General features: G+C 55.7%; 13 protein-coding genes. 6 read left to right on the top strand and 7 right to left on the bottom strand.

Annotated elements, in window-relative coordinates:
• Positions 1 to 70: 70 nt before the first annotated feature.
• The gene (gene pstS / locus GJA01_RS10430; RefSeq protein ID WP_010503106.1) at positions 71 to 1087 is read right to left on the bottom strand and encodes a phosphate ABC transporter substrate-binding protein PstS; all 1017 of its coding nucleotides are present in this window, start codon (positions 1085 to 1087) and stop codon (positions 71 to 73) included.
• A gap of 324 nt (positions 1088 to 1411) precedes the next feature.
• On the opposite strand from pstS, the gene GJA01_RS10420 reads away from it, so the two are divergent.
• The 4 genes from GJA01_RS10420 (at position 1412) to GJA01_RS10405 (ending at position 8413) form a co-directional block, all read left to right on the top strand.
• Complete coding sequence (locus tag GJA01_RS10420; protein ID WP_062503776.1) at positions 1412 to 3103, top strand: OprO/OprP family phosphate-selective porin; 1692 nt, start codon at positions 1412 to 1414, stop codon at positions 3101 to 3103.
• A gap of 252 nt (positions 3104 to 3355) precedes the next feature.
• Entirely contained in the window at positions 3356 to 5002 is a 1647-nt protein-coding gene (locus tag GJA01_RS10415) for an OprO/OprP family phosphate-selective porin (RefSeq protein ID WP_062503777.1), read from the top strand.
• A gap of 124 nt (positions 5003 to 5126) precedes the next feature.
• A complete protein-coding gene (locus GJA01_RS10410) occupies positions 5127 to 7007 on the top strand; it encodes an AsmA family protein (protein WP_062503779.1) in 1881 nt (626 codons plus the stop codon).
• A gap of 92 nt (positions 7008 to 7099) precedes the next feature.
• Entirely contained in the window at positions 7100 to 8413 is a 1314-nt protein-coding gene (locus GJA01_RS10405) for a UDP-glucose dehydrogenase family protein (RefSeq protein ID WP_062503780.1), read from the top strand.
• Positions 8414 to 8482: 69 nt separating this feature from the next.
• On the opposite strand, the gene GJA01_RS10400 is transcribed toward GJA01_RS10405, so the two are convergent.
• Complete coding sequence (locus tag GJA01_RS10400; protein WP_062503831.1) at positions 8483 to 9865, bottom strand: sugar porter family MFS transporter; 1383 nt, start codon at positions 9863 to 9865, stop codon at positions 8483 to 8485.
• A 243-nt stretch (positions 9866 to 10108) separates the two neighbouring features.
• Positions 10109 to 10519 carry a MerR family transcriptional regulator gene (locus tag GJA01_RS10395; protein WP_253783273.1) on the bottom strand — a complete coding sequence of 137 codons (411 nt, stop codon included), beginning with the start codon at positions 10517 to 10519 and terminating at the stop codon, positions 10109 to 10111.
• A 70-nt stretch (positions 10520 to 10589) separates the two neighbouring features.
• Here GJA01_RS10395 and GJA01_RS10390 point away from each other — a divergent pair, with 70 nt between their 5' ends.
• Entirely contained in the window at positions 10590 to 11633 is a 1044-nt protein-coding gene (locus tag GJA01_RS10390; protein WP_062503835.1) for an SDR family oxidoreductase, read from the top strand.
• Positions 11634 to 11689: 56 nt separating this feature from the next.
• On the opposite strand, the gene cysC is transcribed toward GJA01_RS10390, so the two are convergent.
• The 4 genes from cysC to pspF form a co-directional block, all read right to left on the bottom strand.
• On the bottom strand, positions 11690 to 13570 hold the full coding sequence (cysC, locus tag GJA01_RS10385) for an adenylyl-sulfate kinase (protein ID WP_062503782.1): 1881 nt from the start codon (positions 13568 to 13570) through the stop codon (positions 11690 to 11692).
• Position 13571: 1 nt separating this feature from the next.
• Positions 13572 to 14366, bottom strand: coding sequence for a sulfate adenylyltransferase subunit CysD (cysD, locus tag GJA01_RS10380; protein ID WP_010503096.1), 795 nt, complete (start codon positions 14364 to 14366; stop codon positions 13572 to 13574).
• A 50-nt stretch (positions 14367 to 14416) separates the two neighbouring features.
• On the bottom strand, positions 14417 to 15097 hold the full coding sequence (locus tag GJA01_RS10375; protein ID WP_010503095.1) for a phosphoadenylyl-sulfate reductase: 681 nt from the start codon (positions 15095 to 15097) through the stop codon (positions 14417 to 14419).
• A gap of 275 nt (positions 15098 to 15372) precedes the next feature.
• On the bottom strand, positions 15373 to 16425 hold the full coding sequence (pspF, locus tag GJA01_RS10370; protein WP_062503784.1) for a phage shock protein operon transcriptional activator: 1053 nt from the start codon (positions 16423 to 16425) through the stop codon (positions 15373 to 15375).
• A gap of 112 nt (positions 16426 to 16537) precedes the next feature.
• Between pspF and pspA the strand changes: the two genes are divergently transcribed.
• Positions 16538 to 17221: a phage shock protein PspA gene (gene pspA / locus GJA01_RS10365; RefSeq protein ID WP_062016251.1), complete on the top strand. Its 684-nt coding sequence runs from the start codon at positions 16538 to 16540 to the stop codon at positions 17219 to 17221.
• Positions 17222 to 17244 lie beyond the last annotated feature (23 nt).

Below are 17244 nucleotides of genomic sequence, written 5' to 3'. Positions count from 1 at the left end.
CGCCTTTTTGTCTGAGCTGACTATCCCCAAACTGGGAGAAACAGCCGGTCAGACCAGCAAACGGGGAAGATTACTTCCCCCAACCTGCCAATACGGCATCCTTCACGCTTTGCGGAAGGCCAACATAGTCAAGACGAGTGTTATCCGCATCGCCATGCTGGAAACCCCAGGCAAAGAAATCACGAACGGCCTTGGCCGTCGTAGCATCCTTCGGGTTGGTTGGAACCAGAACGAACGTAGCCGTCACAATAGGCCATGCCCCCGGACCCGCCGTGTCCAGCAGGTTCACGGCATAATGGTCGGCGTGTGTCCAATCCGCAGCATTTGCAGCTTCCACAAAGCTCTTCAGCGTCGGGGAGACAAATGCACCCGTATGATTCTTCATCTGGGCGATATTCAGGTGATTTTGCGCAGCATAGGAATACTCAACGTAACCAATGCCACCTTCGGTCTGCTTGACCATAGCTGCAATGCCATCATTTCCACGTGCACCGGAACCGCCTGGCCACGCTACAGATGTGCCAGCGCCCAGCTTCTGTTTCCACTCAGGGGACACCTGAGACAGATAGGACGTGAAAACGAAGCTGGTGCCAGAACCATCAGCGCGATGAACCGGAGCGACGTCCGTTTCTGGCAGCTTCAGGCCTGGGTTGAGAGCCTTGATACGGTCGTCATCCCATTCCGTGATTTCACCATCATACAGCGCAGCCAGTGTCGGACCATCCAGACGGAGCGTACCCGGCTCAATGCCCGGAACATTTACGACAACAACGATGCCACTCATGACGGTCGGAAACTGATACAGGTGCTCAGAAGCCAGACGGGCCGCAGCCATCGGCTTATCAGAAGCGCCGAAATCAACCGTGCGGGCCACAACCTGATCCTGACCAGCACTGGAACCAACACTCTGGTAGTTCACGTTGATGCCAGCCTGACGCTTGGCGCCCTCGCCCCATGCTCCATAGATCGGAGCGGCAAAGCTGGAGCCTGCTCCCGTAATATCCGCAGCGCGGGCGGAAGACAGGGAAACAGACCCCAAGGCTGTCATTGCGACGAAGCCGAAAAGCGCAAGCTTGCTCTTAATCATGATGATCCCTCATCGGGCATTGAAAAACCGGATTATCTACTAGACCCAGCCCGTCAGGAGAAACAGAGGCATGCGCATGATAGTTTCATGACAGACACAAAGACGGGGTGAGGCAAAAATGACACAGGTTTTCCGGACCTGCATCCCCGGAAAACAGTCATTCGCAAACGGATTTTCAGAAAGACACATATTTTCAAAGACATGACACCATTTGTCATAAAAGAGTCTTTCAGTCGTCATGAAACCTTCCCACTCTTCAAAAAAGAGAATCAGATACCTCCGCCGTGGACAACCTGCCATTCACGCAAGGGATGCACCGCGGCAATGACTTTCTCTTTTCGAAGAACAACCGCTCTTCTGGCCACTTCCACCCTGATGTCTCTCGGCACTCTCACTGGCCATGCGCATGCCGCAGACCAAATGGAGATCATGGAGCGTCAGATCCGTGCCATGCAGGCGCAGTTGAACACCATGAAGAAAGAGCACAATGAAGAGGTCAAACGGGCCCGTGCTGTTCTTGCTCATCAGCGTGAAGATGCAGAAAACAACCCATACGGGCAGCGTAACAGCTATATCGGCTCTCACCCTCAATCCAACGCGCCTCTGATCACCGTTCGGAAAGGAACCGGTGGACCTGACATCGGCCGTCCGGCTTCAGACCGTGCAGACATCACGTCCTGGTCTGACTTCCAACGTGCGACAGCCCAGGATGAAGAAGTCACCGTTGGTGGTGTGAAAATCGGCTTCCCAAAAGGACGGCCTACCATCCAGTCTTCCGATGGCGCTTACGCCCTTTCAATCGGATTGGCCTTCCATGAAGATTTCGGCGGCTTCTTTAACTCCGGCCCTCGTAAGGGTGAAGCAAGAGGCGCTTTCAACAGCTTCACGTCCAATATGCGTCGTCTGCGTATTCCCTTCATGTTCCGATACAAGAACTGGGTCGCAGCCGTTACACCTGACTTCGGCGCAAACCATAATGACGGCTACGTCGGACTGTACGAAGGCAACCTGAACTACACCGGATTCCGGAACACAATCCTGACGGCCGGTTACTTCCAGCCACGCGTCACCGAAGAAGATTCCGAAAGCTCCAACGACTTCTTCACGCTCGAGCGCCCCAGCATCACCGATATGGTCCGTAATATCGCCGCTGGCGATGCCCGCTTCAGCGTCGGTGGTCTTCATTACGAGAAACGCTGGTGGGTTGCCGGATACTTTACAGGCCAAGAATGGGGCCATCGCAACGGCTCCGACAATGGCAGCACCTATTATGGTGGCGGCAGCAGCAGCACAGTGGACAGTCAGACAGGAGCTGTTCTACGTATTGCCGGACGTCCCATTGCTACCAAGGATGTGGATCTGCACGTCGGTGTTTCGACGATGTCAGCGTTCAAACTGGCCTGTAACACGGGGACGGACGCAAACCACTGCTCTCGTTCGACTTCCTTTGGTCAGCGTCCCGAATTTGATATTGGCGAAGCAAACCTTGCAGCTACAGGCGGAATCACGAACGCTGCGCAGGTCTGGGCCGCTGGTCCGGAACTAGGTCTTCGCTGGAAACGCCTTGTTGTCAAAGGCGAATACTATCACGTTGGCGTCGAACGCGATGGACCCGGTCTGAAGACTGCTGGTTTTCAAGGATGGTATGGTTCTGCCGCCTATACCCTCTTTGGTGACCCCCGCATGTATAATTACAAGGAAGGCGCATTTGGCGCTCCTGGTGTCAAAGCCAATGAAGAATTCAATCCCGCTCTCAACCAGTGGGGCGCACTTGAAGTCGTTGGTCATTACAGCGTGATCGACCTCAACAGCGGTCTCAACGAAGCCAACGCCAAAAACGTCATTCGTGGTGGTCAGCAAACCGTCTGGACGGGTGGTCTGAACTGGTACCCGAACCGCCATTTCCGCTTCATGCTTGATTACAGCCACTTCATCGTGTCCCGCAGCATGCAGACAACCAACCTGTACGGCCGTACAGGCAATTCCATCGCAGCGCGTATCCAGGCTGGTTTCTAACACTTTTCCAGTCTCTCTCAGGCGGAAATGGCGCGAGCTGTTTCCGCCTTTTTTATGCCCCTCACCGTACAGCGAACTGCGCACTCCAAACCTCAAGCAACGGTGTCGCACAATGATACGCACACCTTCCTTGTTTGTGATTAGAGAGTAGGCTCTGCGCTCTCAGGGGAAACCCTTACTTTCTTGAGCGTTCCACTCTTTGACAGCCTGCTGTCAGAGTCACTTGAGTATTATCAGGACGCTTTTCACACGATGCCTGTCTTCCTTTCCCGACTGACACTGCTCGCTACAACAACACTCCTTCTTTCTTGCCTGCCAGAGAAAGAAGCATCGGCCGCAGATCGTCTGGAACTCATGGAACGACAGATCCGTGCCATGCAGGCTGAAGTTCAGGAATTAAAGAAAGAGCGTGCCGCTGAACACAAACGCACCAGCGCACTTCTCGCGAGACAGCGGGAAGAAACCGAAGCCAATCCTTATCGTCAACGAGCCGGTTACCTGCCGCCCCCTCCTCTTCTTCAGACAGCCGCCCCGATCTCCATTCTGAGAAGAACACCTCTCGCGCAGGATACACCACCGTCAGACCGCGGCATCGTATCATCATGGAAAGATTTTCAGCAGGCCTCGAGTCAGGACGAGGAAGTCTCGATCGGCGGAATGAAAATTGGATTCCCCAATGGCAGACCGACCTTCAAAACTGCGGACGGTGCCTATGCTCTGTCCATCGGACTCGCCTTCCAGGAAGACTTTGGAGGCTTCCTCGGAGTATCCCAACGCAATGGAGAAAGCCGGGGCAATTTCAATTCCTTCACATCCAACAGTCGCCGACTGCGAATCCCTTTCTCCTTCCGCTACAAGGACTGGATCGCGAACGTCACTCCCGACTTCGGACATGGAAATTTTGATGGTCAGGTCGGGTTGTATGAAGCCAACATCAACTACGCCGGCCTGCATAATACGATCCTGACAGTCGGCTATTTTCAGCCACGCGTCACGGAAGAAGACGCCGAAAGCTCCAACGATTTCCTTCTGCTGGAGCGTCCTGCCATCGTAGATATGGTACGCACTATTGCCGCCAATGACGCCCGCTTCAGCATCGGTGGTTTACATTATGCAGACCGTTGGTGGATTGGCGGCTACTTTACTGGGCAAAGCTGGGGTAACCGCGCCGAAAACCAGTATTACCTTCCCATTGGCAAACATGTAACGGACAGCCAGACCGGCGGGACATTCCGCGTGGCTGGACGTCCGGTTGTCACCAAAGACGTGGATCTGCATGTAGGCGTTTCTTCCATTGCGTCTTTCAAGGTCGCCCAGACGGAAGACGGACGCAGCTACACCTTTATCCAACGCCCCGAAGTCAACATCGGTGAATCCGTTCTGCAAACAACAGGTGCCATCCAGAATGTCGCTCAGGTCTGGTCCGCGGGTCCTGAATTTGCCTTACGCTGGAAGCGGCTGCTGCTCAAAGCAGAATATTACCGCATTGGGATCGAACGATCAGGCGGGTTGCCCTCTCTTGCCTTTCAGGGATGGTATAGCGCCATTGGCTATACGCTCTTCGGAAATCCGCGCCGTTATAGCATTCAGGAAGGCGGCTTTCTGGCTCCTGGTGTTTCCCCGGATGGCGAATTCGATCCAGCCCGCAATCAATGGGGAGCCCTTGAAATCGCCGCACGTTACAGTGTGGCTGACCTGAACAGCCGTCTCGATAGGCCAGATGGCGTTCGCGGAGGCCAGCAGACAGTGTGGGCAACAGGGCTGAACTGGTATCCCAACCGTCACTTCAAATTCATGGTGGATTATAACCATTTCATTGTCAGCCGCAGCACCACAACCGTCAATCAGAATGGCCGGACGGGAGATGCAGTCGTCGGGCGTGTTCAGGCCGCATTCTAAATACTCACCTTTTTGAAACACTCCCAGGATCACAGCGAATATTTTTCCTTCCTGAAACACTCCCGTTTATGAACATGGCACGTTATTAAGACTTCTCTTCCCTGATCTTCGGAAAGAACAAATCTTGCTTCGCTGGTTTCTTGGATCTCTACTTGCGCTTTTTGTTCTGCTCTGTACCGCCATCACTGGCGGATGGTTCTGGATCCAGCACAAGGACTTCGCTGCGCTGGCCTCTGCAAAGCTCTCCAAATCACTTCATCGCAACGTCCACATCGGCCATCTCCATATCCACCCCGGAAAATGGATAACAGTGGACGGAGAAGACTTGCACATTGCCAATATTCCCGGAGGCAGCCGGCCCGATATCATCACTGCCGGAACCATACACGTCAAACTGCGCCTGATGTCGCTTCTGCACGGACCAATCGAAACCCGTGACGTTATCGTTGATCATTTCTCCGGCCTCTTCGAACGCACATCTGAACGTATCCCGAACTGGAGATTCGTGCCTTTTGAAGATCTGAAGCGCCCACGCCCGGTCAAAGCATCCGAGGAAAAACCTGATCTTCATGACTTTCCGGGCCTTCGAAACCTGACCCTCAAAAATAGTGATGTCACTTACCGATCCGCCAAAGGCGCATCCTATCAAGTGACGATGACGCAGGTGACATTCCAGTCAAAAGATGATGCCTCCCCAGTCAAAATGTCTTTCCAGGGAGGATATAATAATACGGGCATCACGCTTGACGCCTCCATGCAGTCTTTTGATGCTCTACGCCGTGTGCCAGATCCTTATAAAGCCACAGCTCACATCACGTCTGGCGACCTTACGCTCGATTTCAACGGGACTCTGACCGATCCTCTGAATTTCGATGGCGTCAAAGGCGACGTCGCCCTCTCAACTCCCACATCCGCGCCTGTTTTCGCCCTTGCCGGACTGTCTGGAACACATCCGGCTCTCCCGCTCTCACTCAAAGGCACATTCAGTCACGCCGGAGACAACTGGCACTTCACCCATGCCAGCGGTGCCCTCAAAGACAGCCAGATCAATGATGGGACCTTTGACCTTGAAGAAGGAGGCAGCGGGACACCAGACATCATCAACACAGATCTGACATTTGGTCACGCCGACCTCAACAGCCTGACCAAAGCCTTCTCATCCGACAATTCTTCTGGTCAGACTGACCTTCCTCTTGTTGCACCTGCCAAGCCCGACCCTGTCCTGCATGTCAAACTGACTGCAGAAGACGTCCTCTATAATGCCCTGACGTTCTCAAAGCTGAAGTTCAATGCCTCCCAGACCCCCGGAAAGATCAATGTCTCAACTTTGACTCTTGGCTATCTTGGAGCCAACCTTCAGGCAAATGGCCAAATCGAAGGCGATGGAAACCGCTCCCGTATCAATGCCTCCATCGCCCTTTCCCACGGTGATATTGATCGTCTGCGCCGCACAGCAGGTTTGGCTCCCATTCCTGTCAAAGGCTCACTCTCCATCCGCATCATTGCGAAAGCTGCAAACGTCAGCACGCTGAACGAAGCCACACGCAAGGCAGATCTTGTGGCCGCTGTCAGCATGGAGAAAGGCGAAATCGCCAGAGAAATCGTTGAAACAGCGTCCATGGACCTGCGCCTGCTGGTTCGGCATGCTAAAGGCACCACGCCCATCACCTGTATGCTTGGCGTTCTGGACATGCATCAGGGCATCGGTACGGTCGCACCACTTCGCATTCGAACAGACGCTGGCATCATTGCCGCGAAAGCAGATGTCGACCTCAACCGACGCTGGCTGGATCTTGTGTTTGCAAGCCGCCCCTTTTCAACCAGTTTCTTTGCGCTGGATATTCCCGTGCGGGTCAGCGGACGGTTCGATAATCCGGACCTCAGTCTTGCCAGATGGTCCAAACGCGGGCGCGGCCTCCTGGCCGACTCAAACGAACTGACCATCCTCCCGCCGGCTCTGCGTTCTTTCGCCGCTTCCAATCCCTGCGCCCGCCCCACGAAATGACGACACTACCTGTCGTCAGAGATTTGCTCCCATCCGGTGCGCCGGTTATGCAGACATTATAGCGCTAGGAGAGTTCTGTTATGCGTATAGCAATGATCGGTGGTGGTTACGTCGGACTGGTCTCCGGTGCCTGTTTTGCCGAATTCGGATCAGACGTCGCCATTGTCGAGCGGGACCCCAAGAAACTGGCAGCTCTCCGGGACGGTCGCATCCCCATTTACGAACCAGGCCTGGATGCGATTGTCAGCAAGAATGTTGAGACAGGCCGCCTCACTTTCGGAGACGATCTTGCTGCGGCCATAGACGGCGCGGATGCCGTCTTCATTGCCGTCGGCACACCCACCCGCCGTGGCGATGGCCATGCTGATCTAACCTATGTCTATGCGGCGACAAAAGAAATTGCCCTCTCAGCCAAGGAAGGGCTTCTGGTTGTCACCAAATCAACCGTCCCCGTGGGAACAGGCCGTGAAGTCGCCCGTATCCTGAGGAAAACACGCCCGGAACTGACATTTGATGTAGCCTCCAACCCTGAATTCCTGCGTGAAGGCAACGCGATCGGGGACTTCATGCAGCCCGATCGCGTGATTATCGGCATTGATACGTCAGGACCAGACTCAGGCGAACGCGCCACCGCCGTCATGCGTGAGATCTATCGCCCGATTCATCTGATCGAAACCCCCATCGTCATGACGGATCTGGAGACTGCTGAACTCACCAAATATGCCGCAAACGCCTTTCTGGCCATGAAAGTCACCTTCATCAACGAAATGGCGGATCTTTGTGAAAAGGTCGGCGGTAACATTCATGACGTTGCTCTGGGTATGGGGCTGGATCAACGCATCGGGCAGCGCTTCCTCCATGCGGGCCCCGGATATGGCGGCTCCTGCTTCCCCAAAGACACCCGCGCCCTAACCGCCATCGCACGAGACGCCGGAGCTCCCTCCCGTTTGGTAGAAGCAACTGTTGACGTCAATGAAGATCGGAAGAGCCGCATGGCAGAACGGATCATTGCGCAGATCGGTGGAAGTGTTCAGGGCAAAACCGTCGGCGTTCTGGGCCTGACGTTCAAACCCGATACGGACGATATGCGCGAAGCTGCTTCCCTTCCGATCCTGACCCATCTTCAAGAAGCTGGCGCCATCATTCAGGCTTTTGACCCGGAAGGCATGGAACCGGCCCGTGCGCTTCTCCCTCCAGAGATTACATACTGCACGGACGCACTGGAGGCTGCGACAAACGCAGATATTCTCGTCGTACTGACGGAATGGAATGTCTTCCGCGCCATTGACCCCGAGCGGCTGCGCAACGCCATGCGCGGTAAAGCCATCGCGGATCTTAGGAATATCTGGAATCCTGACATCATGCGCGCCGCTGGCTTTGATTACAGTTCAATCGGGCGCTGCTGAGAATACATAAAAAAAGCCAGCTCCTGAGAGCTGGCTTTTCTTGCAGAGGGGAGCCAAAGCTCCCCTTTTTCATGACTTGTGAACGGGAGCGAATGTTCCGTCACGCAGGCTTCTTTCAAGCTGCTCCAGGGATTGCCCCTTCGTTTCCGGCACGTAGCGAAGCACGAAAAAGAACGCAAAAGCATTGACGATCGCAAACAGCCAGAACGTCATGTGCGCGCCCAGTCCCTGCACCAGAGAAAGCGTCGTGAGAGAAATAATCAGGTCTGCCCCCCAGTGACTTCCCGCAACCAGGCTCATTCCCTTGCCACGGCAAGACAACGGATAAACCTCAGCACCAACCAGCCAGACTGCCACGGACAGACTTCCCGTATTGCAGATCGTGTACCCCATGATGGCCAGAACCGTGATCCATGGCCCGATGCCGCCCGTCATGTGGAAAGCAAACATTGCCCCAAGAACAATCAGCGAGATGACTGCGCCCGGTAGCAACCGCAAGATCAGCGTCCGACGCCCCCAGGTATCAACTGCCCAACCACCGAAAATCGTCGCGCAGACCATGGCCATCCCGACCGCGACAGATGTGAGCAGCGCAGAATCCTGACCAAAGCCGGCATCAGCGAAAATAGCAGGCGCATAATACAGAACAGCATTGATACCCGTGAGCTGACAAAGCAGAGCAATACCCACAGATGCAATCAGTGCAGGCCGCACCCAAGGCTTCGCAAGCTCAGACCAGGGAGCCTGTTCATCATGATTGTCGATAATACCCTGAAGTTCAGCCTGTGCTGCTTCCTCCGAAGTACGAACGCGACGCAGAACGGCAAGAGCCTCGTCGGTCCGTCCTTTGAGCGCCAGCCAACGCGGGCTGTTAGGCAAAAACGCCATGCCAACAAACAGGATCAAAGCAGGCAGCATCCCAATACCGAACATAATGCGCCAGCTACTGTTCCGCAGAAAATAGCCTGTCAGGAAGGAAATGGTGATGCCCGATACAATGGCAAGCTGGAACCCCACAACCAGCCGCCCACGACGGCTGGGTGGAGAAATTTCAGCAATATAAATCGGCACGATCTGCGACGCCGTACCAATGGCGAGACCAAGAATCAGTCGGGAAACGATCAGAACCGCAACGCTTTGCGCAGCCGAAGCCAGAGCGGTGCCCGCCAAAAAGAGCGCCGCCGCAACCATAACCGTGCGCCGCCGACCAAACCGATCCGAAATACCGCCAGCGCCAAGACACCCCAGAAGAGCGCCGAGAATAATCGCAGACGTGACAATCTCGGAGCCAATCGTGTCGAGATGAAACTGCTCACGGATCTGCAACAGGGCTGACGAAATAATTCCCGTGTCATACCCGAAAAGGAGGCCACCCGTAGCGGAGATGGTCGCGATGAAATTCGTCAGCGCATCTCCGCTGAGCTTTCGTGAAACATCAAGAGACTGCGTCATAGGGGCCTTCTTCCGCATGTGAGCAGATACGTTTTCTGAAATCTTCTTTAACGTTACAGCATTAAAACGCACATCACAAAAGTGAGTATTTTCGTATTTTGATAATATTAATGTTATTTTTTCGTCGGATGTGACATTCAATCCTGCACGCAGATCACAGCCTCACGGCCATGAAAATCACAACACACTGACCCTACTGCTTGTTTGACTCTGCCCGTAAACGCAATTCCGTGAAGCCTCCTTTCATTCTTCATCATTAGCAATACAGAGAAACGAAGGCTCAGGCTCCTCCTTTCCAGACTGGATCCATTGGCATTTCGCCCGAAGATACTGAATCAACGTGTTAATTTCAGACGCTTTTCCGGCAAGGCGATCAATCTGTTCCTGCATGAGCATCACAGCACGTTCATCGGAAAGACCGTCCTGCACCATCTCATCATTAATCGCTGTCAGCTCTTTCAGGCTCATCCCAAGTGACTGCCCAAAACGAACGATCCGGGCCGTCTGCAGGTCCCGCTCCGTAAATTCCTGATAAGGATTCCGCCCCCCGCGTGAGCCTGTCTGAGGCCGCAGCAATCCTTTGCGCACATAAAACCGTACCGTGTCCTGACTTAAGCCCGCTCTTTGAGCGAATTCGCCAATTAACATGATCATCTCTCTTCCTTGACCATGGACCAAGGTCCAGTCTTATAGACAATGCTCCATGTCTGACGGAGCCATTCTCATGACCGCCCTTTCACAGAGCAAAAATGCTCCTGCCCCTCTCGTATTCGTAACAGGCGCTACAGGTCTTCTCGGCAATAACCTTGTTCGCGTACTTTTGGCAGAAGGCTTTCAGGTCCGCGCACTCGCACGATCGGAAGCCAAGGCAAAACAGCAGTTTGATGGCCTGCCTGTCGAGATCATCACTGGAGACCTTCAGTCCATTCCGAGCTTCAGTGCAGCATTGTCCGGCGTGGATGTGCTGTTCCATACGGCAGCCTACTTCCGGGATTCCTATACGGGCGGCAACCACGACCAGGATCTGGAAGCAATCAACGTCAAAGCCATGAAAGAGCTTCTGGATACCTCATGGAAAGCAGGGATCCGTCGCATGGTTCATGTGAGTTCCATTGCGGTTTTGAAGGGCACGAAAGGACAGACCGTCGATGAAACAATGCTTCGGCGGGAAGAGGAAGCCGACCCATATTTCCGAAGCAAGATCCGGTCCGAGAAAGTTCTGAATGATTTTCTGGCTGAGTATCCGGAATTCTGGGCCTGCATGGTCCTTCCGGGCTGGATGCACGGACCCGGCGATCGCGGTCCGACATCAGCCGGCCAAACAGTCCTTGATGTCGCTCGCGGGAAACTTCCGGGCATTCCACCCGGTTCGGTCAGTCTTGTCGATGCGCGAGACGTCGCGCAGGCAATGATTGCCTGTCTTAGCAAAGGGAAGCGCGGAGAACGTTATCTGGCGGCAGGCAGACACCAGACAATGGCTGACCTCATTCCGCTGATTGCAAGGCTGACTGGTCGCAAAGCGCCATCACGCCAGATTCCCATGCCGCTGCTTTATGTCATCGCAGCCCTCAGCGAAGTGCAGGCCCGTCTCACACGCAAGCCTGTCCTGATGAGCTGGACCACGGCAAAGGCCCTCGCCTCGGAAAATGACCGCTCCCATTTCAGTGCCCACAGATTTCATCATGATCTGGGACTGACCTTCAGGCCTCTCGAAGAAACCCTTACGGACGAAATCAACTGGTTCCGCCGGGCCGGCTTTCTGCCCTGAAACGAAAAACGGCGGCCAAAAGGCCGCCGTCTTTTTGAGGTCAGATTATCCCAAACTCAGGGCTGAACAACCCGCAGAACAAACCCGGTCAGTTCACTAACAGTCTCAGCCTCCGTCCGGTCCGCTCCAAGACGAAGCTCAGGAGACAGAGGCGCTTCATACGGTGCTGAAACACCCGTGAATTCAGGGATTTTTCCGGCGCGTGCCGCCGCATACAGCCCCTTCGGGTCACGCTGCTCACAGGTTGCCAGTGGCGTATCCACAAACACTTCATGGAAGCCCTCGCCCACAATCTGCCGGGCCAGATCACGATCTGCCTGCCGCGGTGAAACGAGCGCCACGATGACCGCCTGACCACTCTCGGAGAGGATCTTCGCGACATGCGCCGCACGGCGAATGTTTTCCCGCCGATCTTCCGGCGAGAACCCCAGATCACTGCACAGGCCAGCGCGAAGCGTGTCCCCGTCCAGCACAGTCGCTTTCACACTCTGCGCCGCCAGCGACACTTCCGCCGCCCGCGCCACGGTGCTCTTGCCGGAACCCGGTAGGCCCGTCAGCCAGAACACACCACTCTTGTGTCCGCGAGCCTGTGCCTGCTGCCCAGCGGAAATGCGGCTTGCCGTAGGGTGAATGGCATGAACGCCGTCTTCCAGATCGGCCGAGCCAATCAGCGGTGCGCCGCCGACAATGCGCTGATGACGATCTACGAGCACGCCTCGGCCATCGCCAAAGCCCGGAGAGAACGGGTCAAACAGTACAGCATGGGAGGCTGCCAGCGTGATCTCGGCAAACCCGTCTGGCGGAACTTCATCGCCCTGACGCAGCGTCAGGTCATCGAGATCTACGACAGCATCAATGGAGGCAACCGTCACATCATGCTCGGCTGTCGTCAGACGAAGCGTGAAGCTCTCTCCAACCCGCAGCGGCTCGCCACGAAGCCAGAACAGACGGGTGCGAATCCGCGCCGAGCGTTCCGGTGCCGCAGCCTTGTCATCCGCCGGGAACAGCAGATCCCCACGATCCGGAACCAGATCCGGCTCCAAGCGCAGCGCAATGGATTCACCTGCGCCAGCAACCGGCAGTTCCGGCGCATGCCAGCGGCAAACTTCCGCAACCGTTGCAATCTGGCCCTGAACACCAATCGTCAGGCGATCACCCGCACGCACTGTGCCGCGCTCGATCCGGCCTGCGACATAGCGAACGCCATCGAAACGATAAACGTCCTGAACCGGCATACGGAACGGCAGCGCCAGACGAGACGCCGGAGGCGGCACATTGGCCAGCGCCTCAATCAGCGTCGGTCCCTTGTACCAGGCAGACCGCTCGGACCGGCTGGCGATATTGTCACCATCGCGCGCAGACGCCGGAACAACGGCTTCAACCTCAATTTCCAGACGCCCAAGCAACTGACGCACATCAGACTCGGCCTGAACAATCTTCGATTCATCAAAGCCAAGAACATCCGACTTGTTCAGCAGCACGATCACATGCCGAATGCCGATCAGGCGCAGCAACATGGCATGACGCCGCGTCTGCTCCTGCGCGCCTTCCTGAGCATCCACCACCAGAACGGCAGCTTCCGCATCAGCAGCGCCCGTAATCATGTTGCGCAGGAACTGGCGATGGCCCGGCGCATCCACAATCACGAACTCGCGAGAGCCCAGACGGAACGGAATACGCGTGGAATCAACCGTCACGCCCTGATCGCGCTCGATCTGAAGGGAGTCGAGCAGGAAGCTCCACTCCACCGTCAGACCACGCTTGCGGCTGCTCTCGACGATCTGCGCGAGTTTGCCGTCCTGAAGACTGTCCGTGTCGTACAGCAGGCGACCGATGAGCGTGGATTTGCCATGATCGACATGGCCAACAATCACGATGGGTGTGGCCGCAGCACGATGCGCCGCAGAAAGAGTCTGGGTTGCGATATGATCACCCATTTTACAGATACCCCGCCACACGGAGACGCTCGAACGCATCTTCCGACTCATGATCCATGGCACGTCCGGCACGCTCGGACGTCTTGCTGTTTTCTAGCTCGGCAATCACCTCGGCCACTGTGGCCGCATTGCTCTCAATCGGGCTGGTGATGTCCTGATCACCCAGCGAGCGATACCGTTTGCCATCCTTGGCGAAATACAGGTCCACAAGGGGAATACCCTCGCGTTCGATGTACCGCCAGATGTCGATTTCACGCCAGGCCAGCAGCGGATGCACACGGATATGCATGCCATCTTCATACGGCGTTGCGTACTGATCCCAGAATTCGGGCGGCTGATTGCGCACATCCCAGCGATGTCCGGCACCGCGTGGGCTGAACACACGCTCCTTGGCACGCGTGGCCTGCTCGTCACGGCGGATGCCAGCAATCACGCCACGCAGCTTGTGCTTGTCGATCATGGCTGCCAGACCCGCCGTCTTGCGAGCTGCAGATCGTGCGGCAGGCGGCAAGGACGGATCGATTTCTTCGACTGGCGGGCAGTAGCCCAGAAGCAGATCCAGATCCCACTTCTTGGTGTACTCGTCCCGGAAAGCGTACATCTCCGGAAATTTCTTCTCGGTATCAACATGCATGACCGGAAACGGTACGCGTCCCATGAACGCCTTGCGCGCCAGCCAGACCATGACGTTGCTGTCTTTTCCGAGAGACCACAGCAGCGAAAGAGGCTTCAGTTTCCGGTAGGCTTCACGCAGGATGAAAATGCTCTGAGCTTCGAGCTGGTCAAGATCATCCATGACGCGCGGTTCCGCCAGGGTGTGTGTCCGCGTCATTGTCCGCTCCATATTCATGCCGGCCGATGAATGCCGCATTCAGTCTTGGTCAGACCGGCCCAACGACCTGCCCGCCCGTCTTCTCCGTCTCCCACCGGTCGTGTGCAAGGCGCACAACCAATCGAAGTGTATCCTTTTGAAACCAGAGGGTGCCGCGGCAGATGCCGACGACGCATTTCGGATTCAATCTTTTCGGGGCCCCATCCCGCGAGCGGGTTGAGCTTTACGGTTCCATCCGGCTGCGGATCCACAACCGGGAGTGCCGCGCGCGTTGCCGCCTGACTGCGCTTGCGTCCCGTCAGCCACACGTCGAACTCCGGCAACACAAGCTCCAGAGGCTCGACCTTGCGAAGCGCACAGCAGGCATCAGGATCAAAAGCAGCAAGTTGGTCCTGTGGATCCCGGCTTTCGAGTTCTTTCGAAGCAGGAGAAATGGTCCGCACATCCAGCAGACCAAGCGCCTCAGTCAACTCATCACGATAAGCCAGTGTCTCTGGAAAATGTCGGCGTGTATCGAGAAAGAAAACCGGCACAGACGGATCAATCCGGGCAATTTCATCCAACAGGATCGCAGATTCCGCACCAAACGAGGAAATAACTGCAACACGTCCTTTCAGACTGACCAGCGCCTCTTCAAGCGCATGGCTTTCCGGTGTTTCCAGAAGATGTCGAAGTTCGGATTGCGAAAGAGGCATGCACTGCACCCATATCCATCATCAGACGTGTCAAAATCACGACGTTGAGGAGACATAGGCATACAGCAGAGATAATTCAACTATTTTATTTTGTATAACTATATTAAATGGTTGAATTGAAGTTTTCTTATTAATCCAAAAACAACTTGGTCATTTTCGCCACTTCATGGCTATTTTTTTCGAAACCACCCTTTTGCCTTCTCTCCAAAACCAGAAAAATAAAGACAATCCCAATTTGGCACACTTCATGCATTCAATCAGACATGAACTCGCGTCTATCCCTTTCTGGTCAAAGCCTTCCGCGCTTCCTTGTCTGCAAGACCGTGCAGCCGCAGGTAATGGCGAAACTGGTAGTAGGTCAGCCCCAGAAGCTCGGCAGCCTGCCTCTGGCTGAACTGCGCCTCACGCAGCGCGCCTTCCAGAAGGGTCCGCTCATGACTTTTCACCGTCGCCGAGAAATCCAGCGGGAACGTCTGCGCGCTTTCCGACGGAACACCCGGGGTTACCCGAGGCAACACAGCCGCACACGCTTCCCAATCGGGCATGAGGAACGGATCAAGGATAATATCGTCCAGCCGTCGCTCGGGGTTTCCCATTCGGTACACACTACGTTCCACCACATTCCGCAGATCTCGCACATTGCCCGGCCAGTTGTGCTCCATCAGACATTGCAACGCCTTCGCGGAAAAACCAGCGAAAAGCTTGCGGCCCAACTCTGCACTCATCTTCGTGGCAAAATGCTCAGCCAGAAGAGGAATGTCCTCTTGCCGTGCTCTCAGCGGTGGAACATTGACCACATCGAAAGCCAGCCGATCCAGAAGATCCGGCCGGAACGTCCCTTCCTGCGCCATGGCAGGCAGATCCGCATTGGTCGCACCAATCAGGCGCACATCCACTCGGATCGTTTCATTGCCGCCAACACGCTCAAAACTGCCGTATTCAATAACGCGGAGCAGTTTTTCCTGGACGGCAAGCGAGGCCGTTCCAATTTCATCCAGAAACAGCGTCCCGCCATCGGCCCGTTCAAAACGGGACAGACGCCGCTTCTGGGCACCTGTGAATGCGCCAGCCTCATGCCCGAACAGTTCGCTGTCGAGCAGAGATTCCGGCAACGCCGCACAGTTCAGTTTCACAAGTGGCGCATCCCAGCGATCCGACAGGAGAGCAAGGCGGGCGGCCACCAGCTCCTTGCCCGTCCCACGCTCCCCGATCACCAGAACGGGACGCTTCAACGGAGCAAGACGGGAGATCTGGTCCAGCATCGCCAGAAATGCCGGAGCCCGCCCGATGGGTGTCGGAACCTCGTCCGCTGGGGTGGATCTCGCCATTTCTGAGCCTCGTTCGCCACTTCAGATTGTCACAACCATAACATCCCCAAAACGAGCCCGCTGACAAGACAGGTCATTGTGCTCTAATCCAGTTCTCAGGAAGGAAAGCGTCATGGGTATTTTTTCTCGGCTCGCCGATATCGTGAACTCCAATCTCAATGCGATTCTCGCCACGGCCGAGGACCCGCAGAAGATGATCCGTCTCGTGATCCAGGAGATGGAAGACACGCTGGTTGAAGTCCGCAGTCAGGCTGTCCGCACCATCGCGGAACGCAAGCAGCTCGAACGCCGCGTGCGCACCATGATGCACGAAGAAGACGAATGGCACCGCAAGGCCGCTCTCGCCATCGAACGGAACCGTGACGATCTCGCCAAGGCCGCTCTTGCCGCCCGTCATACGGTCGAACAGTCCCGTGAGGGACTGGAACGCCAGATCGCACAGGTGACAGAAGGGCTGGAACACCAGAACGACGATATCGCCAAACTTCAGGCCAAGCTGGCGGATGCGAAATCCCGCGAAAAAACCCTGACCATGCGCGCCCGCACGGCAGAAGGTCGCCTCAAAACGCGCGAAAAGCTCTACGATACCCGCATTGACGATACACTGGGCCGTTTTGAGCAGGTGGAACGGGCGCTGGATGAACTGGAAGGCAAGGCAGAGGCCTACGATCTGGGTCGCAGATCCGGTCGCCCTTCTCTTCACGAAGAACTCGCGGCACTTGAGACAGATGCAGCGGTAGAAGATGAGTTTGAAGCGTTGAAGCGCCGAATTTCAGAAAAGAAGCGTGATGCCTGATGAGAGCAGGAAGAAAGTCTGAC

Source organism: Gluconobacter japonicus (assembly GCF_002723975.1).
GTDB classification, from domain to species: Bacteria; Pseudomonadota; Alphaproteobacteria; order Acetobacterales; family Acetobacteraceae; genus Gluconobacter; species Gluconobacter japonicus.
This window is presented reverse-complemented; position numbering and strand designations above follow the sequence as displayed.